Source organism: Lachnoclostridium phytofermentans (assembly GCF_000733755.1).
GTDB lineage: Bacteria > Bacillota > Clostridia > Lachnospirales > Lachnospiraceae > Lachnoclostridium > Lachnoclostridium phytofermentans_A.
Map to the genome: position 1 here is coordinate 21,621 of NZ_JPOF01000002.1, position 23,231 is coordinate 44,851.

General features: G+C 36.2%; 20 protein-coding genes. All 20 read right to left on the minus strand.

Annotated elements, in window-relative coordinates:
- Positions 1-112 precede the first annotated feature (112 nt).
- Positions 113-532, minus strand: a complete 420-nt coding sequence (locus tag CC92_RS0102675; protein ID WP_029504634.1) for a hypothetical protein — start codon at positions 530-532, stop codon at positions 113-115.
- A 154-nt stretch (positions 533-686) separates the two neighbouring features.
- Positions 687-1,649: a D-alanyl-D-alanine carboxypeptidase family protein gene (locus CC92_RS0102680; protein WP_029504633.1), complete on the minus strand. Its 963-nt coding sequence runs from the start codon at positions 1,647-1,649 to the stop codon at positions 687-689.
- A 44-nt stretch (positions 1,650-1,693) separates the two neighbouring features.
- Positions 1,694-2,095 (minus strand): methylglyoxal synthase, encoded by a 402-nt coding sequence (mgsA, locus tag CC92_RS0102685; protein ID WP_029504632.1) that lies wholly within the window; start codon positions 2,093-2,095, stop codon positions 1,694-1,696.
- 21 nt (positions 2,096-2,116) lie between these two features.
- Positions 2,117-3,286, minus strand: coding sequence for an FtsW/RodA/SpoVE family cell cycle protein (locus CC92_RS0102690; protein ID WP_029504631.1), 1,170 nt, complete (start codon positions 3,284-3,286; stop codon positions 2,117-2,119).
- Positions 3,287-3,297: 11 nt separating this feature from the next.
- Positions 3,298-3,570, minus strand: coding sequence for a cell division topological specificity factor MinE (minE, locus tag CC92_RS0102695; RefSeq protein ID WP_029504630.1), 273 nt, complete (start codon positions 3,568-3,570; stop codon positions 3,298-3,300).
- Positions 3,571-3,583: 13 nt separating this feature from the next.
- A complete protein-coding gene (gene minD, locus CC92_RS0102700; protein ID WP_029504629.1) occupies positions 3,584-4,366 on the minus strand; it encodes a septum site-determining protein MinD in 783 nt (260 codons plus the stop codon).
- A 74-nt stretch (positions 4,367-4,440) separates the two neighbouring features.
- The gene (gene minC / locus CC92_RS0102705) at positions 4,441-5,106 is read right to left on the minus strand and encodes a septum site-determining protein MinC (RefSeq protein WP_029504628.1); all 666 of its coding nucleotides are present in this window, start codon (positions 5,104-5,106) and stop codon (positions 4,441-4,443) included.
- 62 nt (positions 5,107-5,168) lie between these two features.
- Entirely contained in the window at positions 5,169-8,018 is a 2,850-nt protein-coding gene (locus tag CC92_RS0102710) for a penicillin-binding transpeptidase domain-containing protein (RefSeq protein WP_029504626.1), read from the minus strand.
- A complete protein-coding gene (mreD, locus tag CC92_RS0102715) occupies positions 8,018-8,527 on the minus strand; it encodes a rod shape-determining protein MreD (RefSeq protein ID WP_034218490.1) in 510 nt (169 codons plus the stop codon). Before mreD ends, CC92_RS0102710 begins: the two co-directional genes overlap by 1 nt.
- A 29-nt stretch (positions 8,528-8,556) precedes the next feature.
- Positions 8,557-9,417: a rod shape-determining protein MreC gene (gene mreC, locus CC92_RS0102720; RefSeq protein WP_029504624.1), complete on the minus strand. Its 861-nt coding sequence runs from the start codon at positions 9,415-9,417 to the stop codon at positions 8,557-8,559.
- A gap of 139 nt (positions 9,418-9,556) precedes the next feature.
- On the minus strand, positions 9,557-10,582 hold the full coding sequence (locus tag CC92_RS0102730; RefSeq protein WP_029504623.1) for a rod shape-determining protein: 1,026 nt from the start codon (positions 10,580-10,582) through the stop codon (positions 9,557-9,559).
- A 262-nt stretch (positions 10,583-10,844) separates the two neighbouring features.
- A complete protein-coding gene (gene radC / locus CC92_RS0102735) occupies positions 10,845-11,540 on the minus strand; it encodes a RadC family protein (protein WP_029504622.1) in 696 nt (231 codons plus the stop codon).
- A gap of 35 nt (positions 11,541-11,575) precedes the next feature.
- Positions 11,576-11,851, minus strand: coding sequence for a DUF4321 domain-containing protein (locus CC92_RS0102740; protein WP_029504621.1), 276 nt, complete (start codon positions 11,849-11,851; stop codon positions 11,576-11,578).
- A 215-nt stretch (positions 11,852-12,066) separates the two neighbouring features.
- A complete protein-coding gene (locus CC92_RS0102745) occupies positions 12,067-13,365 on the minus strand; it encodes an aminotransferase class I/II-fold pyridoxal phosphate-dependent enzyme (RefSeq protein WP_029504620.1) in 1,299 nt (432 codons plus the stop codon).
- Between the two features lie 25 nt (positions 13,366-13,390).
- Positions 13,391-14,332: a tRNA (adenosine(37)-N6)-dimethylallyltransferase MiaA gene (gene miaA, locus CC92_RS0102750; RefSeq protein ID WP_029504618.1), complete on the minus strand. Its 942-nt coding sequence runs from the start codon at positions 14,330-14,332 to the stop codon at positions 13,391-13,393.
- A gap of 41 nt (positions 14,333-14,373) precedes the next feature.
- Complete coding sequence (gene mutL / locus CC92_RS0102755; RefSeq protein WP_029504617.1) at positions 14,374-16,488, minus strand: DNA mismatch repair endonuclease MutL; 2,115 nt, start codon at positions 16,486-16,488, stop codon at positions 14,374-14,376.
- A gap of 135 nt (positions 16,489-16,623) precedes the next feature.
- Positions 16,624-19,314: a DNA mismatch repair protein MutS gene (mutS, locus tag CC92_RS0102760; protein ID WP_029504616.1), complete on the minus strand. Its 2,691-nt coding sequence runs from the start codon at positions 19,312-19,314 to the stop codon at positions 16,624-16,626.
- Between the two features lie 68 nt (positions 19,315-19,382).
- Positions 19,383-19,859 carry a ribonuclease HI gene (gene rnhA, locus CC92_RS0102765; RefSeq protein ID WP_029504615.1) on the minus strand — a complete coding sequence of 159 codons (477 nt, stop codon included), beginning with the start codon at positions 19,857-19,859 and terminating at the stop codon, positions 19,383-19,385.
- A gap of 126 nt (positions 19,860-19,985) precedes the next feature.
- Positions 19,986-21,662 (minus strand): MutS-related protein, encoded by a 1,677-nt coding sequence (locus CC92_RS0102770; protein ID WP_029504614.1) that lies wholly within the window; start codon positions 21,660-21,662, stop codon positions 19,986-19,988.
- 254 nt (positions 21,663-21,916) lie between these two features.
- Positions 21,917-23,008: a C40 family peptidase gene (locus tag CC92_RS0102775; RefSeq protein ID WP_051650873.1), complete on the minus strand. Its 1,092-nt coding sequence runs from the start codon at positions 23,006-23,008 to the stop codon at positions 21,917-21,919.
- Positions 23,009-23,231 lie beyond the last annotated feature (223 nt).

A 23,231-nucleotide genomic window follows, 5' to 3' on the forward strand; every position in this document is an offset into this window, starting at 1 on the left:
TCATAAAGGAAGCGGTTTTACACTAAGATACGGAGTATTTCATTCCGTAATTGAAGTGCAAAACCGCTTTTTTGGTGAAACAAAGTGGCGAAGCCACTTTGTTATTACAATCTTAAAGAGCTACAATCACGTTCTGTTTCTTAGTGTCAGGCAAATCGTTTTCATTAATGGAGATGCTGATGATAAAGTCAACTTGGAACTTTGTTGATATCATCTCTATCTTATCAAGTACACCATCGATATCCTCAAGGCTTGTACATGCAATTTTCATAAAACCGTCTAAATATATCTTTTGCAGGTCATGATTGGCTGCAATCAGACCACACACAAAACCTAAAAATTCCTTCGGAGTTTCTACACAATAATCTCTAACGTTAATCAAACGTATCTTGTTATTGAGTTCATACATATTCTTATTGCTTTTATCAAGATAAACAACATTCCCCTTCACGCCCTTAATTTCCGCGTTGGCTTTATCAATTAGAATTTTTGTCTTACCTTTCCCTTTTGCACCTACAATAATCTGTATCATCGCAATTTCCTCCTTTACATTATAAACGATTTCTTGCTTACTCATATTATAGTATAATCGAAATGAAAAAACAATCCTATTTTGCTTAAGAATTCCAATTTTTCTATATTAATTTTCAGACAACTAATGTCGAATAAAGAAGGGAATCGTAATCTTATTCCATTTTTAAAAGATGTGCAAGTTGATTATATAAACTCGTTTTCCCAGGAGCTTTAAATACCGCACTAATATATGCTTTACCTTCAGCTGAGGTACTATAAAGTATCAAACAATCCCCCGCATCACCGGTACTTCCAGTCTTCCCACCAAAAACTGTAACTCCTTGTGGAGTCTCTTTGGTACCTAGTAAAAACATATTCGTCGTTTCATAAGATTTTCTTCGAACCTTTCCATCCTTATCTGTAATGGACGCTTCATAAGTTTGTTGTTTTATAATCGGAATAAATTCTTCGTATTTTAAACATTCTTTAAAGATTAAGTACATATCATATGCTGTCGTATAATGATTTGGATCATGTAACCCATGAGAATTCGTAAAGTGCGTATTGGTTGCTCCTATGTTCGCAGCTTCCTCATTCATCTTTTTTACAAATTCCTCTTCTGAACCATACATATGCTCTGCAATTGCGATAGCAGCATCATTTCCAGAATACACCAACAAGCAATTCAGAAGAGTTTCCATTGATACTACATCACCAGCATTAAAATTACATAACTTAGCACCATACGTGGTGATTCCAGCATTATCCTTTTCTACCGTTACACTATCCTTTAGATTCCCATATTTAAGAACCATTAGTGCAGTCAATAACTTAGTTGTACTTGCAGGATAGATTCTGTCATAAACATTATTCGCATACAATACTTGATGATCCGTATCATTAAACATAAATGCTGCCGCTGCTGAAATCTCTGGGTCTTCCATGTGATTCCCATTTTCTTCTACTACGTTGTAATCCTTCGTAAGAAAATCTGCAGCTACTGCATCTACATAAGTTCCGATACTTTCATTTAATTTACCATCTGTACCAGAGTATAGCATCAATACATCTGATTGTTTTGAACAGCCCGTAAGTAGCAAACTGATACTTAAACCTAACATTACTATTTTCTTCAATTTGAACTCCAATCTGCCAATTCTATACCTTTGTATCTTGACTACTATTTTCCCTTAAATACATCACGCCAATCCAAATCTCCACGATCCAAAGCTTTAATCAAAAGTTCTGCAGTTGCTAGATTGGTCGCAAGTGGAATATTATGAGTGTCACATAGATGGACAACAGTCATAATATCTGGTTCATGTGATTTTGGAGTTAAAGGATCACGCAGAAAGATAACCATATCAATTTCATTATGCTCTATTTGAGCCCCCATCTGCTGTTCACCACCTAAGTGACCTGCTAGATATTTATGAACATTTAAATTTGTTACCTCTTCGATTAATCTACCCGTAGTTCCTGTCGCATACAACTGATGTTTCGACAGAATTCCACGGTATGCAATACAGAAATTCTGCATTAATTTCTTTTTCGCATCATGTGCTATCATTCCAATATTCATGTTCCTACCTCCTCTTTTATGCTATAGTGATAATGTTTCCTTTTGTGGTAACATCCTTTTATTTTGAAGACTTACGTTAAGTAATACGCCAACCATCAACATATTTCCTAACAAAGCACTTAAACCTGAGCTGACAAACGGCAATGGAATTCCAGTGTTTGGCAATAATGAAGTAACAACACCAATATTAACAAAAAGCTGAAACATCGTCAATGATGCAATTCCGGAGGCAATTAACATACCCATAAAATCTTTTGCCATTCTAGCTATTTTTAATGCTTTATAGATAAAAATCATTAGCAATATAATAACAATTAAGCTTCCGATAAATCCAAATGCCTCAGCTATCGCAGTAAAGATAAAGTCACTTTCAATAACCGGTACTTTTGCCGATCTTAACGTAGCGTCTGTATCCGATAATAACTTACCAGAAACACCACCCGCTCGTATACACTTTGCTGCGTTTAATTGCTGATATGCTTGCTCTGGGAATTGCTCTGGATGAAGCATTGCCAAGATACGATTTCTTTGGTATTCGGTCAAAATTACTTGATAATCTTGCTGTACATACCAAAAAAAAGCAATAAAACTTGGTATTCCGATCGCTAATGTCGGTAAGATAATTTTATAGCTAAGCCCAGCCATAAAAAACATACTTATAAATGTTGCAAAAAGTACAATACTTACAGATAAGTCAGGCTGAATAAAGATCAAAGTAATTGGTAATACCATTAAAATTAATGCTAGTAATATGATTGATGTCTTATTAATTTGCCGCCTCACAATGTCAAAAAACTTTGCTAAGAATATGATCATAATAATTCTCGTTAACTCCGAAGGCTGAACCTCTTGGCTACCGATAGCGATCCATCTTTTCGCCGAATAATGCGATTTACCAAGTGGAGTGAATTTTGTAATCACAAGTAAAGCAATATTAAGCAAGTAAAGCGGAATAAAGAATTTGGCAACAAAGTGGTAATCAATCATGGAAACAACTACCGCAATAATCAAACCAACAGCATAACCAATAATCTGTTTTTCAAACTGCCTTTCATCCGATTCTTGTAAACGGCGAATCAAAACCATACCAATCGAACCAAGTAATGTTATGATTGCCAAAATTGATACATTATAATGCTTTAGGTCATATTCCTCAAAATTGAAAATTGATTTAAACAAAGTTTTTAACATGAATAATTTCCTTACTTACTGTGCTTTAGGTCTTTGATCGGAATATTAGCAAATAACGCTGGTACATTACCGTTATTTCCTTCGGATTCCGTCTGAGTTATCTTGATATCCAAGCCTTCTTGGTCTATCACTATATATTTTGATATTACTGCTATAATATCGTTCTTAATCTGTTCCATAATTTCAGGAGAACAACCAGCGCGATCAGACACTAAGACAAGTTTTAACCTATCCTTCGCGACACTTCCTGATGCTTTCTTCTTAAAAAAATCCAATAAAGCCATTTGACCATCCTCCTTAGTTTTTCTTAAACAGCTTACTAAAGAACCCCTGCTTAGAATTTAAGTCTAGATATGGTACCTCTTCTCCTGTTATACGGCGGCAAATGTTCATATATGCCTTACCTGCCGAAGAATCCGAACCAACCAAAGGCTCTCCTTGATTTGTAGAAATGACAATATTCTCATCATCTGGCACAACACCAATCAAATCAACTGCTAAAATCTCAACAACATCCTCGCTTGACATCATGTCTCCTCGCTTTACCATATCCATACGAAGACGGTTTACGATGAGCTCTGTTTTCTTCATCTCATTTGCTTCTAACAATCCGATGATTCTATCTGCATCACGTACAGCGGAAACCTCTGGAGTTGTGACTACTAATGCTCTGTCAGCGCCAGCAATGGCGTTTTGAAATCCTTGCTCAATACCAGCAGGACAGTCCATTAATATGTAATCAAATTCTCCACGTAATTCATCGGATAACTTTTTCATCTGTTCCGGTGTTACTGAGGATTTATCTCTTGTTTGTGCAGATGGCAGTAAATAAAGATTTGGGTAACGCTTGTCTTTGATTAGTGCTTGTTTGATTCGACAATTACCTTCAATCACATCAACTAAGTTATAAACGATACGGTTTTCAAGTCCCATTACTACATCTAGATTTCTTAACCCTATATCAGTATCAATTAATACAACTTTCTTATCAAGCTTTGCAAGTCCTGTTCCCACATTTGCTGTTGTTGTCGTTTTACCAACTCCACCCTTTCCGGATGTTACAACGATTACTTCTCCCATTCTGATTCCTCCAGACATATGATTTAAAATTACATGTAAATTTTGCGACATGTAGTAAACTTAAAATTATTCCCCTATAAACGAATATCATTAAGGACTTTCTTATTCAAAGGTTCAATATAAATATTACCTTCTTCTAAAAATGCAATCTTAGTTTCCTTCGTTTCCTCCTTTGAAGGATGATCCGGTGCTCTCGCAATAATATCTGCAATTCTAATCTGCCCTGGATTCATATCTAAAGACAATACAAATGCATTTTCATTACCTGCAGCACCAGCAAAAGCTGTACCTTTCAAGGAACCCAGTACGATGATATTCCCCTTACTTACCACACTGGCCCCAGGATTTACATCCCCGATAATAATAACGCTTGTTTCAGTCTCTAGTACTTGTCCAGATCTTAAGTTTCCTTTATAGAATTGCCCCGTGGCATTGGAGAGCTCTAAGAGCTTATCCTCCAATGCCTTGGCAAATACCTTATCTCTTTCCTCATCATTGTCAATAACACAAACAACATGAAGATCTGAGCTAGTTGCAATAGCATCTAAGATTTCCCGTTCCTCGGAATCTGTTAATTTACGTCCTTCGAAACTAATGGCCATCTTTGCATTTCCCAAAAATTTTCTAGAATCTTCAAATTTCACTTTTATATCTTCTATCAATTGAGAAAATTCTATGTCCTTATCGAGTACAACTACAATACCATGTTTATTTCCCTTGATAATGACTGAATTATTCATACAATCACCAATTATGTCAAGCCTATTTATTTATGCTTTACATATCCTTTCTATGGTCTATCCTAGTCAGACACCTTAATATTAGTAGCGGAGCCTGCTGTAATATCTCCATTTAAGAGAGCTTCTTTATTCTCGCCATTAAAATAATATCCCAGTACTTCGCGCCCCATCTTTGCAGCATTCGCAGAAGCATAACCATTCGGAATTACACAGGTAATACTGATTTCTGGATCTTCATATGGTGCATACGCCATAAATAGAGAATGGTGAGGTTTTGTTTTACTAACCTGTGCTGTACCCGTTTTACCTGCCACAGCTACCCCTAAGTCTCCATAGATACGGTCTAAGGAACTTGCGGAGGAGTTAACCACGAGATACATACCTCTTTGTACCATATTCCATTGCTCATCCGTGAATTCAGTGATCTTATTATAAATACTTGTCTCTTTTTCATATACCAACTGATTGTCTTTTGTCTCTACCCTATCTAATAAAGTAAGGTTAAAACAGGTACCACGATTTGCAAGGGTTGTTACATAACGAGATATCTGTGTTGGAGTAAAATTATGATAATATCCAATTGAAGTACGAATTGCATCTGTATTCGATATTTCAGGCTTTGATTCATCTACTTCTACTCCAGATACATCCCCAAAGCCAAACATCTGAGCATACTTTTGTATCTTTAATAAAGCTGTATTATCACTATATTTACCATCTTCACCACGCATTAAACGATATGCAGTCTCATAAAAGAAGTAGTTACAGGAATGCTGTATTGCCTGTGAAGCATCGATTGTACCATGAGAGCTTGGATATTTCCAACATCTTGGAGACGGAACAACTTCTTCAAAAATACCTTTGTCAGCAATTTTTGTTGAAGTATTAATCACATTCTCTCCAAAGCCTGCTAATGTCATTAATGGTTTAAAGGTGGAACCAGTTGTTGTTTTCTGCATCGTCGGACGGTTAATTAATGGAGTAGCCTGATCCTCTAATAACTTACTATAGTAATCCCAGTCAATCTTATTGGCTAAATAGTTATTATCATAGGAAGGATAGGTAACCATTGCAAGGACGTCACCGGTCTTTGTATCGGTAACTACAATAGAACCACTACATGGTTCAAGGGCTAACTGTCCTGGTGTTATTTCAAGATTTCTAATCTTTGTAGTGATGAAATCATAGGCAGAAATACTTCCACTACTCAGTCTAGAATAATCATTCTCATTATATTCTAACACATCTTGGTCAAATAATAAAAGACAAATTTCCCTTCCTGTCAACTTTTTTGAAAAAACCAGAGTTCGGTAAATCTTCTTCTCAAATTCCTTGTCATCTACTAACAATTCCATAGCATAGTTTATCAGTTTTTCATATAGTTCATCTGTACTATAGTATTCCGTACCTTCCACAAGTTTTGATAAATCAACCCAGTTTTGAGTAATTGCATACTGTAAAAACTTGCTTAAACTTAATTTATTATTTTTATAATTTTGATACTGGATATCTTCTTTGTCAATTTTAGAAGTTAATAACACCCCGACATCACTGGAGGATAATTTAGAATATACATATTGTAGATACTCTTCCATCTCTTCTCCAGCAGCACTATTGGTAACCGTACTGTCAATTTTTAAAAGATTCTTTAAATTATCAAAGATTCCCACACGTTTGTCTAAGAACTTTTGATATACGCTCCTCTCTAAATCAGATGCATCCTCTGCACAGAAATGAGCAATATCAATTACATTATTGTTTAATAATGCATTGTAAACTTCATAGATTGGAACTTTTATCTTAGCAGCATTCTCTCCTTTTCCGCCGTAATCCATATCAGGAGTAATGACGGATAGTAGCACTTCTGCGATGTTTTTCTCTAAGATATGATAACTTGCAACCTGAAGGTCACGATCAATCGTAAGATATACATCATTCCCTGCAACAGGCTCCTTGGTCACTTTAACATCTAGTTCCTTGCCGTTATCATTAATTGTTACAGATTCTTCCCCTTTGGTACCAGCTAAATAATTTTCCATCTCTTTTTCAATGCCAGTTTTACCTACTACATCTGTTTCTTCATAATTCTTTTCTGAATCATTTAATTTTTCTAGTTCTGTAGAATTGATAAGTCCGGTATATCCTAATATATGTGCAAAATAAATGCTGTCATTATACACCCTAGAGGTTTCTAACTTAACTTCAACTCCAGGCATATCTCCTAAGTTTTCTTTCACCGCTGCTACAGTTTCTTCATCAACATTGGAAGCAATTGTAATCTGGTTATAGCTCGGTACGTTAATTAGTAAATGATAACGAATCGTCATTATCTTTAAAGCATCCTCTAAAGAATATTCGTCTGAGATTCGAAACATCGGTGACCCACTAACACCATCTTTTAGAAAGTCGAAAACATCCTGTGCACTTGCATTACGCTCTTCTTCTGTCAGTTTGCTAACATGTGTTCTACAGAATGCATTCTTCTTAAAACGTAATAATTGATCACCTGAAATATCAAATGCCAGTTCTCCGTTTTCATCGATAATAATATTAAAATTTAACTCAATATCATACCCATAACTCTCAAGTAACTTAATTAATTTATGAATCATCGCATTTTTCTCAGCGTTTGTTTCCAAAAGTCCACTATCACTGATCACAACAGAATAACTAGATTCATTATAAGCGAGTACCTTCCCATTCCTATCATAAATGATTCCACGAGTTGCTTTAATATCTCTTGGTTTTACATTTAAATATTCATTTGTCTCAGCAATTTTTGTTCCTTCTACGATCTGCATCACAAATAATCGGTAAATTAAAACTGCAAACATTCCCGTAAAAATCAAAGTAAGAGGAATCATACGGGAAGAAAACAATCTCTTTAGTTTATCAAGCAAAACATCTAGCACTATGATCCCTCCTTATTGCTTAGCTTGGTTAGTCCCAAATGTATCATATGAAAAAGCTTATAAAATAGAATACCAACAAGTACGGTATAAATTACTCGTGGTAACATAATTCGATAAGCATAAAATCCCAATTTTAACCTACCACGTAACAAAAACTCAGCTACATAGTAGAAGAAACAGTATATAAATTCACTTGCAGCAATTAAAAGTAAAGGTATTGTGTAATCCTCTTTGTCATATATCTTATTTGCATAACCGTTAAAATAACCGATAAACATATAGAGGATTCCATAGATACCTATCACATCTCCAATGGTGCAGTCTAATAAAAGTCCGCAAACCAAACCAGTAAACATACCTGGAAATATACCTCTGGTATACGCTACGGTTACCACCAGAATCATCAATAAATCCGGAACGACATTGGCAAGCTCAAATGATGGAAATACTGTGCTCTGAAGTAAAAAGCATATTAAGATTTGTATTAAGGTTACCAAAACTCGTATCACGTCTTACCCCTACCTCAATTAAAAAAGGATTACTCTGCCTTTTCTAATTTTTCCTTTAATGTTGTTATAATTAATACTTCCTCCAGGTGTTCAAAATCAACTGCCGGACGAAGGTATCCTGATTTCGCCAAATTACTAGAATCCACCTCAATATCGTACGCATAACCAATTAAGATACCCTGTAAATACTTATTACTAATATGGGATGTAACCACTTCATATCCATCCTTGATATCGGCGTTCATGCTGATAGCTTCAATACGAATCACTCCCTCATCTAACAACTGAAGATCCCCTTTGACATCACAGGTGTCTGAAGTCTTTAAAAACATACCACTCACATAACTTGCATCATCAATAATAGAACGAACTTTGGAATAATTTTTACCAACTTCAGTTACTATACCAACTAAGCCATTCCCTGCAAGTACATTCATGTCTACTTTGATTCCATCCTCAGCTCCTTTATCAATCGTAAAAACATTATAAAAGCTGTTAGAATCTCTTGAAATAACCCTTGCTGCAACTTTTGGATAATCTGCATATTTTTGATCCACTTCGTAGAGTCTTCGAAGTCCATCAAGTTCATAACGATCCTGAATTAAAATACTATTCTCTACTTTCAGTGATTCAATTTGACTTTTTAACTTCTCATTCTCATCAATTAAATCTCTCATATTAGCCAATGTGTCTAATTTATCAGATATATAGCTGCCAAACGTATTAATCCCTTTCTGCATAGGAGTCACAATGCTCCCTACCGCAGTTTTTACTGGGCTTAATAAGGTTTCATATCGAAATGATAAGAAGATCAATATCAGGCATATCACGGTACAAAAAGTCAGTACATGCTTTGGCTGAATTGAAATCTTAGGTGTCTTCCTTCTCATGATTTACCATTAACCCCTTTTCCTGCGCATACTTATGCGCATAATCATGCTTGTCTTCCATTACACATGCATTCATTTTAGGAGGAAACTATAAAGTTTACATCCTAATCGATATTAATGTGAAGTACATTGCTTCCCTTTAAACTCCGTAATAGGTTTGTTTTAAAGTGAGAGCCAAAGAACTAAGCTTAGGATCTTCAATAATTTTGCCAAGACCATTTACTACCGTATTGGCAGAATCATTGCATATATTAATTTTGAGGTCGGTGTCATGAGACATCAACTGATCGAGATATTTGATATTGGCAGAACCGCCAGTAATATAGATACCAAGGTCAATAATATCTGAAGAAATCTCTGGTGGAGTTCTCTCTAAGATAATGCGGATGGCATCTATGATAGACAATAGATGTTCTGATATCGTCTCATAGACAAAGGAAGATGTGATTTCTTTCTCTAACGGAAGGCCTGTAACCACATCTCGACCATATACTTTTATCGTTTTTTCTTCACTTTTTAATGCACATGCTAATTCTTTTTTAATCGTTTCGGCAGTCTTATGACCGATGTATAGATTATACTGCTTCTTTACATTAAGAATAATAGATTCATCTAATTTATTACCACCAATCGGTATCAATTTACTTAATACGATACCCCCCAAAGACATAATAGAGACTTCTGTTGTATCCGCACCAATATCTACAATCATAACACCACGTGCCTTGGTAACATTAAGCCCAGCTCCCAAAGCATCTGCAATTGGTTTTTCTACAATACGGATTTTTTTGCTTTTCGCATTTGAATTTGCTACTAAATCAAAAAAGGCTCTTTTCTCAACTTCTGTGATGTCCGTTGGTGTTGCTACTAAAAATTCAGCTCCCGTAAACTTACCATGCTTTTTCCCTAGCTGGTCAAAGGCGTGATTTAATAACGCTAACATATTTTCAATATTTGCAATTACACCATTTCTAACAGGATAATCAACTTCGATATTGCTTGGCGCTTTCCCATACATCTCAAAGGCCTCATCGCCAATTGCGATAACACGCTTTTTATCTGCAATCGCAATGATATTTTTAGCATCAAAGATTACGCCTTCGTTCTTCTTATATATCTTAATGGTGCTTGTTCCAAAATCAATGCCAAACAATTTTGCGGCCATAGTAAGTCTCCCTTCCAATTACTATATTACGTCAAAGCAAACGCTTATTATTTGCTTCCTCACTTACATGGGAAGTTATATGATAGGAACTATAAACAAGTTCCTATCATTAGATTGTAAGTGCAATAACTGCACCTTATCAGAAGTTAAAAATAAAACTTCGAATAAATTATATTATTGAAACAAAAGGCATGTTTCAATAATCGGATTTACGTTGCAAAACGCACCTTTTATCAGAATCTGCTTCGCAGCTTCTAATAAGTTATATTGTTCCCTGTTCCTTTAAACTTATATATCTATTGTCGCCAATAATAATATGATCCATAAGTGTTACTCCAAGTAATTCTCCAGCTTCTTTCATCCTTTTGGTTACCATGATATCCTCTTTGCTAGGGGTTGGGTCTCCGCTCGGATGATTATGAAGCAATATGATATAGACAGCTTCATACTTCACTGCTAATAAAAACACCTCTCTTGGTGACATAATAGATGCATTCACTGTACCTATCGATATGAGTTCCTCACGTAGCAACTTACTTTTCGTATCAAACATTAGCAACCGTGATTGTTCGGTTTTTAAACTTCTCATCTCCTGCATATAATATTCTGCCACAGAGTTTGGATCGGTATAACGTACCCCTTTGGTAAAGGATGCTTTCGCCATACGAATCGACAGTTCTGTTAAACATAGAAGCTGTATCGCTTTCACTCTACCAATTCCATGAATACTCATAAAATCTTTTTGTGACATTCGTGATATTCCACGAAGACCAGGATAGGTGTTCGAATAACTTAATATCTTGGCAGCCAGTTCTGTACAACGGATTTCGTTAGAACCAGTTCGAAGGATCACCGCAATCAATTCGGCATCAGACAGGGCAGAAGCCCCGTCCCTTTCACATTTTTCATAAGGGCGTTCCGAAGCTGGAAGTTCCTTCATGGAAAAAAACTGTTTCATTTTAGCTCCATTCTACTCTCTCCAAGTAGCTAAGCTTACAGTTTACGGTATATAATCATGGATATAATCATACCTAAAATACTTGCAATGGTAATCTTAATGCGTAGTCCAAAGGATAAGATTACAACACCAAGATTAAGACTTGTAATGCCGGTGCCGTCCGGTGATCCAAGCCCGAATTCTTGTCCAAAATTAAGCCATGAAAGCCAAGAGACATCCTTTGCTAAATATCCTAAAAATCCACCAAGTACAATACCTGATAATAAAAAGATTAGTAAAGTCCATCCGTTCTTTCCTGCTAGTCTTGCCATGTTCTTCTCCATTCTTTCGCACGTTTTTTCACAACTTTTTGATAATTACGGATTGCATAGAGATTTTTTTGTTCCTGTCTAATTTCATCCAGATCATGAAGTTGTTTTCTTATACATGCTTTCCTACTAAATCACCTTTTATATTACCATATCCCTCTATATTTGTACACAATAAATTGTGTAGTTGCGTGTTTTATATCACAAGATAACACTATTTAAGGTAACTGAACAAGCCCTGCATCCACTAGTTTTTGTAACGACATCATAATACCAAATTTCGCATGATACCAGGTTAATCCCCCCTGAAAATAAACGGCATATGGCGGTTCAATCGGAGCATCTGCAGATAACTCAATCGATGAGCCCTGAACAAAAGCACCTGCTGCCATAATGACTTCTGAGTGATACCCTGGCATTGCCCATGGTTCTGGAGTGACATAAGAATCTACAGGTGCTGCCGCTTGGATTCCCTTACAAAACTCAATAATCGCCTCTGGTGATTTAAGAGTAACTGCCTGAATGATATCATACCTCTCCTCGGTACCATTTGGAATCACAGGAAATCCTAACTTCTCATAGATATTAGCAGCAAATATTGCACCTTTTAATGCACCCGCAACAACCGTTGGAGCTAAGAAGAAACCTTGATACAGCGTTTGATTTAGACCTAAGGTAGCTCCAACCTCTTTTCCAAGTCCTGGTGCTGTCAAACGAAAAGCAGCATTGTCAACATACTCTGTTTTTCCAACGATATAACCACCAATAGGGGCTAATCCACCGCCGGGATTTTTAATCAAAGAACCAACACAAAGATCTGCACCAACATCGGTAGGTTCTATTCTCTCAACAAATTCTCCATAGCAATTGTCAACCATGCATATTAAATCAGGTTTTATACTCTTCACAAAGGAAATCAACTCACCAATTTGTTCTACCGATAACGTTGGTCTTGTCTGATATCCCTTGGAACGTTGAATTGTCACCAACTTAGTACGTTCATTGATGCTTTTTTTAATATTATCATAATCAAATCCACCATCTGGTAGTAAGTCTACTTGAGCATACGTAATCCCATATTCTTTGAGCGATCCTCTAGATTCTGTGATACCAATAACACCTTCTAAGGTATCGTATGGTTTACCAACTGGAGATAAAATCTCATCACCAGGACGTAAGTTCCCTGATAGTGCGATTGTTAATGCATGCGTGCCACAGACGAGCTGAGGGCGAACCAATGCTGCTTCTGCATGAAAGACAGCCGCATATACATCTTCTAACGTATCTCTTCCTAAGTCATTGTAACCATATCCTGTAGTAGCTGCAAAATGTGTATCCGAGACACGGTTATCCTGCATCGCTTTTAACACCTTTAATTGATTATACTCAGCCACCTCATCAATTCGGTCAAATCTTTCTTTTAAACTTCGAAGTGTCTCTTCGCAAAAATCTTGTACTTTTTTATTTATCTTTAAATCTCCATACATCGATGAGATATTTTTTGTTTCGTTGTTCATGTTTCCTCCAGTCATACTTTTATTGCTACTTCATTATTCCTTTTTCTTTTAGTACCTCTAACATTGTAGCAAGGATATCTTCTTCACTGCCATAATCACTTTTAGATAACCATATCACATCCTGCTCCCTTTTAAACCAAGTAAGCTGCCGTTTCGCAAAGTGTCTGGTATCTCTCTTTAACATATAAATTGCCTCTTCTAGGGTACATTCTCCTTCCAGATAAGCATAAATCTCCTTATAGCCTAACCCTTGCATACTAACAAGAGAACGGTCATACCCTTGTTCTTTTAGCCATGCAACTTCTTTAACTAGACCATCATCAAGCATCTTATCCACTCGAAGATTAATGTTTTCATACAGAATTTCTCTTTCATTGTTTAATACAAAATAAGCAAACTGATAAGGTGATTCATTCCTACTTTGTTCCTCATTATGTCTAGAGATTGGCTCACCTGTTAATTTATAATATTCAATTGCTCGTATCGTACGCTTAATATTATTAGGATGAATTGCTTCGGCTGCCTTTTTATCACATTGTTTTAACATATCGTGTAATTTTATCGCACCTTCTACTCTAGCGAATTCCTCTAATTCTTTTCGATACGGCGTATCAGCATCATTCTCTGTAAAATCTATATCCTTTAAGACCGCCTGTATATAAAATCCTGTACCTCCTACAATGATTGGAAGTTTTCCCTTCGAATAAATCTCACTTATTGCTTTCTTTGCATAATCTTTAAACTTTACCACATTAAACTCATCGTCTGGCTCAAATTCATCTACTAGATAATGGGTGATCCCATCCATCTCCTCTGGTGTAATTTTTGCTGTTCCGATGTCCATATGACGATATACCTGCATCGAATCTGCAGATATGATTTCACCATTGATTCTTTTTGCAAGATCAATCGATAATTTTGTTTTCCCAACTGCTGTTGGTCCTGTTAGAATGACCAATGGTTGCAACTAATTCACCTCGATTTCTTATAGCAATAACTTTGCACTCGCTATAGCACACGTTTAAATTTTTTCTCCAATTCATACTTCGTCATCGAAATGATAATTGGTCGTCCATGTGGACAGTGAAATGGATTTTCCAAAGTCAATAATTGGTTCATTAACTCCTGCGCTTCTTCCATACTTAAATTATGATTCCCTTTCACCGCAGCTTTACAGGATAGCGAAGCAATCTTTTCTAAAATAACATCAGGCGTACCTCTTGATATTTCTTCCACCAAATCATCAATGAACTCGATTAATAAACGTTCTCCTGCAAGTCCAAACATATCTGCAGGAACCGCACTTACCGCATACTCCTTACCGCCAAATGGTTCAATTTCAAAACCAAGCATGTTTAGTAGCTCTTTATGAGCCTTAATCACTTCTTCTTCTCTGAGACTAAGAGTAAGGATAATTGGAGGACAGAGTTGCTGAGACATCGTATCCTTTTCTTTTAAGCGCTTCATCGTAGCCTCATATAATACCTTTTCATGAGCAGCGTGCTGATCTATAATATACAACTGATTTCCGAGTTCAATTAACCAGTAGGTTTTAAATACCTGACCTATAATCCGAGCCTGTTTTATTCCTTCTTCCGATAAAAGAGACACTTCCTTTGATGGATTCTCTTCTTTCAGTATTTCCTCCTTTTGAGGAAATAACGTTATCTGACTCTCATTGGTTGTGTAAGACATGGATTCCTTTAGAATCGTAGTATTTTCTTTAAGACTCGCGGTATCCTCGTCTTGATTCTTTATTACATCTGATTCTTTTATTTCTTTTATAGTTGTAACTTCCCCTGCCCTATGAGATGTTTCTTTCTCAAAGTCATCCGTAAAGGAAGTCTTCCTTTCATCAATCGAAGGAACGATATAATTTCCTTGAAGGGTCACATCTCTTAATCGACCAATTTCGGTTTCTTTTATCTCTTCCTTGATTTCTCTTTTAGGATCTATCTGTGTTTGATAACTTGATATCGTTCTTTCCTTCGACACTTGATGCCCCATCGAATGATTTTGCTCGCGTACCTGAGACTCTAACCTTCTGCGATTTTCTTCAAATGGTTCAGGCGCACTAACTGACTCCTTTTTTACTATTTCCTTTTCTTCCGACAAACTTACTTTAGGGATCATATTCGTTTTGTTCAGCGCATCTTTAATGGAAGTCAATGTTAATTGATAAAGTTCTTCAAAATTATGAAATCGAACCTCCATCTTCGTTGGGTGAACATTTACATCTATAAATTCTGGATTGATGCTAAAATGTATCGCTGTAAATGGATATTTATGCTGCATGGAATATGGACGGTATGCTTCTTCAATCGCTTTATTAATAATATTACTTTTTATATATCGACCATTGATAAAATAATTCTCGTAATTACGATTTCCACGAGAAATAATTGGCTTCCCAATAAATCCACTGATACTAATATGTTCATTACCATTTTCAACAGCAACAACTTCTGCTGCAATATTTCTACCGTAAACATGATATATGATATCTTTTAACTGACTGTTCCCAAAGGTATGAAGAACCGTCTTATTGTTATTAATGAATTTGAAGGAAATATCCGGATGCGAAACAGCTAAGCGTTCCATTAAGTCACTAATATAAGATGCTTCCGTCATCGCAGACTTTAAGAATTTTCTTCTTGCAGGGGTGTTAAAAAATAAATTACGAACAAGAAACGTTGTTCCATCTGGACAACCAATCTCAGTCATACTCTGTTCTTCTCCACCTTCAATTAGATACCTTATCCCTGTAAAGGCAGTTCTTGTCTTCGTAACAAGCTCCACCTGTGCTACGGACGCGATACTGGATAACGCCTCGCCACGAAACCCAAGACTTCCAATTGTTAGCAAGTCTTCGATTCGATGAATTTTGCTTGTCGAGTGTCTTAAAAATGCCAAAGGAATATCGTCTTTTTCCATTCCTGCACCGTTATCTGTAATTCGAATAAAGCTAATACCGCCATCCTTAATCTCAGCGGTTACCGCGGTAGCTCCTGCATCGATTGCATTTTCAATTAATTCTTTTACCACAGAAGCAGGCCGCTCCACGACTTCTCCTGCAGCTATCTGATTGATTGTACTTTGATCTAGTAATGCTATTTTTGCCATAGTTCCCTCCTTTCTTACTTTTTCCACCATCCTGATAAATAACTGAATTCTATAACTTTAATCCATAGCTCTTATATTAATCCATAGCTCTTATATTTATTAGAATTCGAATCATTCTCTATACCCATAACAGAATCAGGTCTGGGATCGTATTTTTTTCTGTAATTTATCTAATTTTAATAATGCCTCCACTGGAGTCATATTTGCCAAGTCAAATTGGTTTATTTCCTGTATCAACTTTTCAGAAAACTTAGAGGATGCCTTTTTCTGATTTGGTTCTTCTGCTAGAAAGAACGACATCTGACCTAAGGTTTCTATTTGTTCTTTAGAATCCTTTACATCAGTCTGTTTTACATTGGAAATTTCCGCAGTAGATACAATCTGCCTAGCTTTTTCTGCAATGTCTTTCTCACTTAGCTCCTCAACAATTTCTCTTGCTCTAGCAAGTACAGAGTTTGGAACTCCCGCAAGTTTTGCAACCTGAATGCCATAACTCTTATCCGCACCGCCTTTGATAATCTTTCGAAGAAAGACTATGTCTTCTCCCTGTTCTTTTACAGCGATACAGTAATTGTTAACCCCAGGTATCTTACCCTCTAATTCTGTCAACTCATGGTAGTGCGTTGCAAACAATGTCTTAGCCCCAAGTAGTGAGGTATTACTGATATGTTCAATCACTGCCCATGCAATACTTAGTCCATCAAAAGTACTTGTACCACGACCAATTTCATCTAGGATTAAAAGACTGTTTTTTGTTGCATTACGAAGTATATTCGCTACCTCGGTCATCTCCACCATAAAGGTACTTTGACCGCTTGCTAAATCATCGGAAGCACCCACTCTGGTAAAGATACGGTCTACGATTCCAATGTTTGCATAGGATGCTGGGACAAAACTACCTACTTGAGCCATTAATACAATTAATGCAGTCTGTCTCATATAAGTAGACTTACCTGCCATATTCGGACCAGTAATAATGGAAATCCTTTTATCCCCATTGTCAAGATACGTATCGTTTGACACAAACATATCATTTGGTATCATTTGCTCTACTACTGGATGTCTTCCCTCTCTGATGTCAATGGTTCCATTGGTATTTAGCTCTGGACGAATAAACTGATTTCTTTCTGCAACATAGGCAAGCGAAGCAAATGCGTCAATCTTTGCTACTGCTTTTGCAGTTTTTTGAATGCGTTTTACCTCTTCAGCAATTTGATCTCTTATCTCTGCAAATAAATCGTACTCAAGGGAGAATAAACGGTCCTCTGCATTTAATATCTTATCTTCTAATTCCTTTAATTCAGGTGTAGTGTAACGCTCAGCATTTGCTAAAGTCTGTTTCCTAATCCAGTTAGCCGGTACTAGACCCGCATAGGAATTCGTAACTTCAAGATAATACCCAAAGACACGGTTGTATTTAATCTTTAGGTTTTTAATTCCTGTTTGTTCTTTTTCCTTTCCTTCCAATTCTGCAAGCCATACTTTCCCTTCTGTCTTTGCTTTTCGAAGGGTGTCAACCTCTTCATGGAAACCTTCCTTTATGATTCCACCTTCTTTTATACCAATCGGTGGTTCTTCTGCAATAGAACGATCAATTAAACTCTGCAAGTCAGAAAGTGCATCCATCTCCTCATGAATTTTCTTTAACAAAGAGGATTCACAGGAAGATAATAAGTATTTGATATGTGGAAGCATGGATAAGGATGAAGCAAAGGCGATTAAATCTCTTGGATTTGCGCTTTTATAGCTGATTTTTCCCATCAAACGTTCCAAATCATAAATAGAATTTAAGTATTCACGAATTTCTTCCCGCGTGATAACATTGTTATTTAGTTCTGTAATTGCATCATATCGAGCTAAAATTCCATCCACTGTAATAAGAGGTTGTTCTACAAAGCTACGGAGCATTCTTGCACCCATGGCTGTTTTTGTTTTATCTAAAACCCAAAGAAGAGACCCTCGCTTTTGTTTTTCACGAAGTGTCTCCGTCAATTCTAAGTTTCTTCTACTGGAACTATCAATTACCATATAACGGCTGGTGATGTACGGTGTTATATGTGTCAAATGACTTAGAGAGTTTTTTTGTGTGGTATAAAGATATTTTAAAATTGCTCCAGCTGCATTTACTCCAATGGAATAATCTTTTAATCCTAAACCATCCAAAGAACCTACTTTAAAATGTTCTTTCAATGTCTTTGCACTCTGTTCCGTGTCATAATACCAGTCTTCAAAGGAAGATATCGCAATCTGATATCTGTTTTTTAAATCTTCGATATCAAGACCACTGTTAAAAAACTCTGGATTACAAACAATCTCCGAAGGTGCATATTTATATATTTCATCTAAAATCTTACGGTTATTCTCAACCTCAGTTACATAGTAATCTCCTGTTGTAATATCAACCGTTGATATACCGCAAAGTTCTTCCGAGTAAATAATCCCCATAAGATAATTGTTTCTCGTTTCATCTAATGTCTGGGTATTTAGATTTGTCCCAGGCGTAACAATTCGTATAACCTCTCTTTTTACAATTCCTTTTGCTAATTTAGGATCTTCTACCTGTTCACATATTGCAACTTTATATCCTTTTGCGATTAACTTTGATATATACCCCTCTGCTGCGTGGTAAGGTATCCCACACATCGGAGCACGTTCTTCTTGACCACAATTTTTTCCGGTTAAGGTTATCTCTAATTCCTTAGAAGCTACTAGAGCATCTTCAAAGAACATCTCATAGAAGTCACCCAAACGATAAAAAAGAATACAATCTTTATATTGTTCCTTTGTCTCCACGTACTGTTGCATCATTGGAGTTAGTTGTGCCATCTTACGTTCTTCCTTTCTAATCGGTTTCGTGATTGATCAGTCACATCGGTTCATAGGAATCGCTAGTTCTATTCGCCTATAACATCATCCGCCAAATCTCCACCATCTGCCGCTGTCGTCGCAAGTACATCACATCGTTCATTCTGTGGATGTCCATCATGCCCTTTTACCCAACAAAACGTTACTTCATGAGGGTTCATAGCAGCGAGCAAACGCTTCCATAAATCCACGTTTTTAACAGGCTCATTCTTACCACGTTTCCAGCCCTTTTTTATCCAGCCGTCAATCCAGTGTTCGTTAAATGCCTTTACTACATATTGGGAATCCGAATAAAGTGTCACCATGCAAGGCTTTGTTAATGCTTCAAGCCCAACGATAGCGGCCATTAACTCCATTCGGTTGTTTGTTGTCTTTTTATAGCCACCCGAGTATTCTCTGATATGTTCTACACCAGTAGAATCTATATAAGATAAGATGGTTCCGTATCCACCGGGACCATCTGGATTTCCTCTGGCAGCACCATCTGTATAAATGGTAACCTTCATAATACTCCTCCATTCTGTCGCCATCCGCACATTCAGGCGACAGTACACATTTGCAGAGTGAATTGATTTCTATTCACTTTGAATTGTTTTCATTCACTTTAATTTCTTACTTAAGAAGGAGGTTATCTATTCGATAACCTTCCATTCACCTTTATCTAAGAATTCATTCGCAGATTCTGTTGCTGCATCAATAATATCGTCGGTATAACCAATGATACTAAGAAGTTTAATTGCATTTTTAGAAACTGCTCTTCCTTCATATAAAACATAATCAAATAAAATATTATTATCTACAACCTGTTCCTGGAAGTGGTAATTAGAATAATACTTCTCAAGAATATGTGTTAATTCAATATCATGCGTTGCTGCAAAACACATAGCATTTCCTCTCGATAAACTTAATAAAATACGAGAAGACGCTGCGATACGCTCTAAAGTATTCGTACCACGAAGCACTTCGTCTACAAAGCATAGTGTCGGTACTTCATCCTCAAGCATATCAAGTATTCTCTTTAACGATTTGATTTCGACGATATAATAACTTTCATTTCCGTAAAGATTATCCTGAAGTGCCATAGAAGATGCCACTTTAAAAAAGCTTGCATGATATTCATCACTCATTACGGTATAAATAGTCTGTGCTAAAATTGCATTGATTGCAAGTGTCTTAATAAAAGTCGATTTACCAGAAGCATTCGACCCAGTAATTAATACGCTTCGGTGTTCTTTGATGCTGTTTTTAACTGGACCATTTAACATTGGATGATAGATATTCTCTGCTTCAAGAAAAGGTTTCGCACTCTTTGTTAGCTTAGGAAGACAATATTCCTCCATTAATTCACGGAAGGAAGCAACTGCTATCATACTATCAATCATACCTAAGATTTCATAAACACGGTTTAATTCTCCTTGTTTATCATCAAAGGTATTCATCATCGAATTGAATTTAATCAGATCGATATGAAATATCATACGAACATAGTCTAAAAACATATCTGCAAGACTTCCATTCGGATTTTTCGAGGCAACAACACCTGCTCCTTTTCGAAATCCTGCATAGCTCTTGGAGATTTTACTAAGCTTGTCCTCATATTTACTAAGTTCTTCAATATCGGCTTCACTCATCTTCTTTGCACTATCTAATAACCGGATAATATACGTAACTACTTGAAAATACTTTTCTATCTCAGCTTTGCGTTTATAATAACGTACAATATTATTAATTACCGTACCGGCAGTTAATAAAAATCCCATCATCGGATCTACGAAGATATATGCTACTGCAATCACCACGGAAAGAATTAAAAAATAATGTGTTGCATTGTTCTCTCTTGGAAGGTTATTGAGACGGTTCATATACTCATAGACGCTAATGTTTCGCATCTTCCCCATACCAGAAAGAATCGTCTGAACTTCCAGACGTTTTTCTTTATTCGTACGGAAGAACTCTATCAATCGATTACGCTCCACTAATTTTTCTTCTGAAAATTCTGGTTGATGAAGTAACGCAAATAAATATTCTTCACCAGCAGCACTACAGGTATTGTTTATGGTCATAAAAATCTGATCCATATCAAGGTCATTCCACGTAATAGCATCAATATCTCCAGATTCTCTTTGAATTGCTTTATAGTAAGTGGAAAGTGAATTTAATTTTTCTTGACTAAATTCATCTTTAGGTACATCACCCCATTGGCGGTTTAATTTAGCAATTAGTTTCTTTTTATTGGTTGTTTTATCATGTTCTATTTTTATAACAATTCCTATAAAACAAGCAATAATTATTAGCATTACAGTCAGCATGCAGGATTCCCTTTCTTCAGTTATTATTGCCGATTATCGTAACAGGCTTTTGGTTCCGATAATATAGCTTATTAGTTTAAGCCAAGACAGTATCAAATCTGTTACTAATTTGGTACTGCCTAAATCAGACGTGAGAAAATTGTCTTTTATTTTCACTACCTTCTTATTATAGGAATATCAACTATTAATGTCAATGGTATTGTAAAGGGTGTCGAAACAGAAAATAGATATTCTGAATACGACACCCCATATTTTTATTGCAAATAACTTCTCATTGTAACTACTTTACGATAATACATATTGGAAATCTTACATCCTGTTTTTCTACCACTCTCATGAATTACTTGATTGTTTCCAATATACATCGCTACATGGTTTACACGACCTTTACTATCTCCATAGAACACCAAATCTCCAGGCTTTATCGTAGCACTTGTAACCTTATTACCTCCCCTGGCCATCTCAGAAGACGTTCTTGGAAGATTAAGACTTGATACATTCAATCCGCACTTTTTATATACAGCCCACACAAATCCGGAGCAATCCGCTCCTGTGGTTAAACTTGTTCCGCCCCAAACGTAACGAAGGCCAATATACTTTTTCGATTCATTTACTAAATTATATCGAATCGGAGAAGAGTTTGCTACTTCGACATCTACCTTAGAAGCAGTTTTCCACTTATATCCTACTTCGACATAGTCCTTTGCAACATAACCAACAACTTCTTCTCCTTCAGAATCATCTAAGGCAACCTTAACCCATAAAACTGCACCCGGATCATTCTTAGCAACAACTTCTGCGCTTAATACAGGTAGGTCTTCTCCTTTTACCACTTCCTCAATAATGTTGTCTTTTGTAAGGGTTGATGGTTCTTTTCTAACATTAACTGAATTTGCTGTAACTGTTGCTAGAAGACTTGCTATCTCTCTTGCCTTTTGAGCACCTTCTGCCCCCATATAAAGATAATCCGTTGAAACATATCCTGTAACTAAACCTGATTGAATCTTAGCCCAACCATCTGTAACTTCTAATACAATACCATAAGAATCTTTTGTTAAGATACCTATGATATTATAAGAGGTACCTGCTTTTTCTCTAATATTTACATAATCATTGCATTTTGCAATTGCTATATTCTCTGGTATAGAAATCTGAGAAGATAAAAGCGTTGTTTCTGATTTATTAGCAATGTCTTCGCTATTATATTGCTCTAATACTTTTGACAAACCTGCTAAGGACGTTTCCTCTTTTATTTCTTCTGCCTTTGTTGTGACAGCTTGCGAAGTACATACTAAAATCGCTGCTATTGTCATGGCTGTCGTTACTTTCCTTATCGCCTGCTTCATGACATACCTCCCAGATTTTTTTTACTTCTCTCTTACTTTAAATCACTATTTTGTTAGTTTTAATTTCGTAGCTAGTTTCTTATGAATTCTATCAAACTAAGAGTAGCGATCTATCTATTATTAATATATTACATAAATATTACGGATATTACGCGATTATTATACCAATATCTAGTAGTGATGTCAATAAGTGTATCCATAATCTTCATTTTTTTGTGCAGTA

Bases quoted from the DNA above. Each gene is read 5' to 3' on its own strand.
- CC92_RS0102675 (WP_029504634.1), bottom strand. From the start codon at position 532: ATGATACAGATTATTGTAGGTGCAAAAGGGAAAGGTAAGACAAAAATT.
- mgsA (WP_029504632.1), bottom strand. From the start codon at position 2,095: ATGAATATTGGAATGATAGCACATGATGCGAAAAAGAAATTAATGCAG.
- CC92_RS0102690 (WP_029504631.1), bottom strand. From the start codon at position 3,286: ATGTTAAAAACTTTGTTTAAATCAATTTTCAATTTTGAGGAATATGAC.
- minE (WP_029504630.1), bottom strand. From the start codon at position 3,570: ATGGCTTTATTGGATTTTTTTAAGAAGAAAGCATCAGGAAGTGTCGCG.
- minD (WP_029504629.1), bottom strand. From the start codon at position 4,366: ATGGGAGAAGTAATCGTTGTAACATCCGGAAAGGGTGGAGTTGGTAAA.
- minC (WP_029504628.1), bottom strand. From the start codon at position 5,106: ATGAATAATTCAGTCATTATCAAGGGAAATAAACATGGTATTGTAGTT.
- mreC (WP_029504624.1), bottom strand. From the start codon at position 9,417: ATGAGAAGGAAGACACCTAAGATTTCAATTCAGCCAAAGCATGTACTG.
- CC92_RS0102730 (WP_029504623.1), bottom strand. From the start codon at position 10,582: ATGGCCGCAAAATTGTTTGGCATTGATTTTGGAACAAGCACCATTAAG.
- radC (WP_029504622.1), bottom strand. From the start codon at position 11,540: ATGAAACAGTTTTTTTCCATGAAGGAACTTCCAGCTTCGGAACGCCCT.
- CC92_RS0102740 (WP_029504621.1), bottom strand. From the start codon at position 11,851: ATGGCAAGACTAGCAGGAAAGAACGGATGGACTTTACTAATCTTTTTA.
- CC92_RS0102745 (WP_029504620.1), bottom strand. From the start codon at position 13,365: ATGAACAACGAAACAAAAAATATCTCATCGATGTATGGAGATTTAAAG.
- mutL (WP_029504617.1), bottom strand. From the start codon at position 16,488: ATGGCAAAAATAGCATTACTAGATCAAAGTACAATCAATCAGATAGCT.
- mutS (WP_029504616.1), bottom strand. From the start codon at position 19,314: ATGGCACAACTAACTCCAATGATGCAACAGTACGTGGAGACAAAGGAA.
- rnhA (WP_029504615.1), bottom strand. From the start codon at position 19,859: ATGAAGGTTACCATTTATACAGATGGTGCTGCCAGAGGAAATCCAGAT.
- CC92_RS0102770 (WP_029504614.1), bottom strand. From the start codon at position 21,662: ATGCTGACTGTAATGCTAATAATTATTGCTTGTTTTATAGGAATTGTT.
- CC92_RS0102775 (WP_051650873.1), bottom strand. From the start codon at position 23,008: ATGAAGCAGGCGATAAGGAAAGTAACGACAGCCATGACAATAGCAGCG.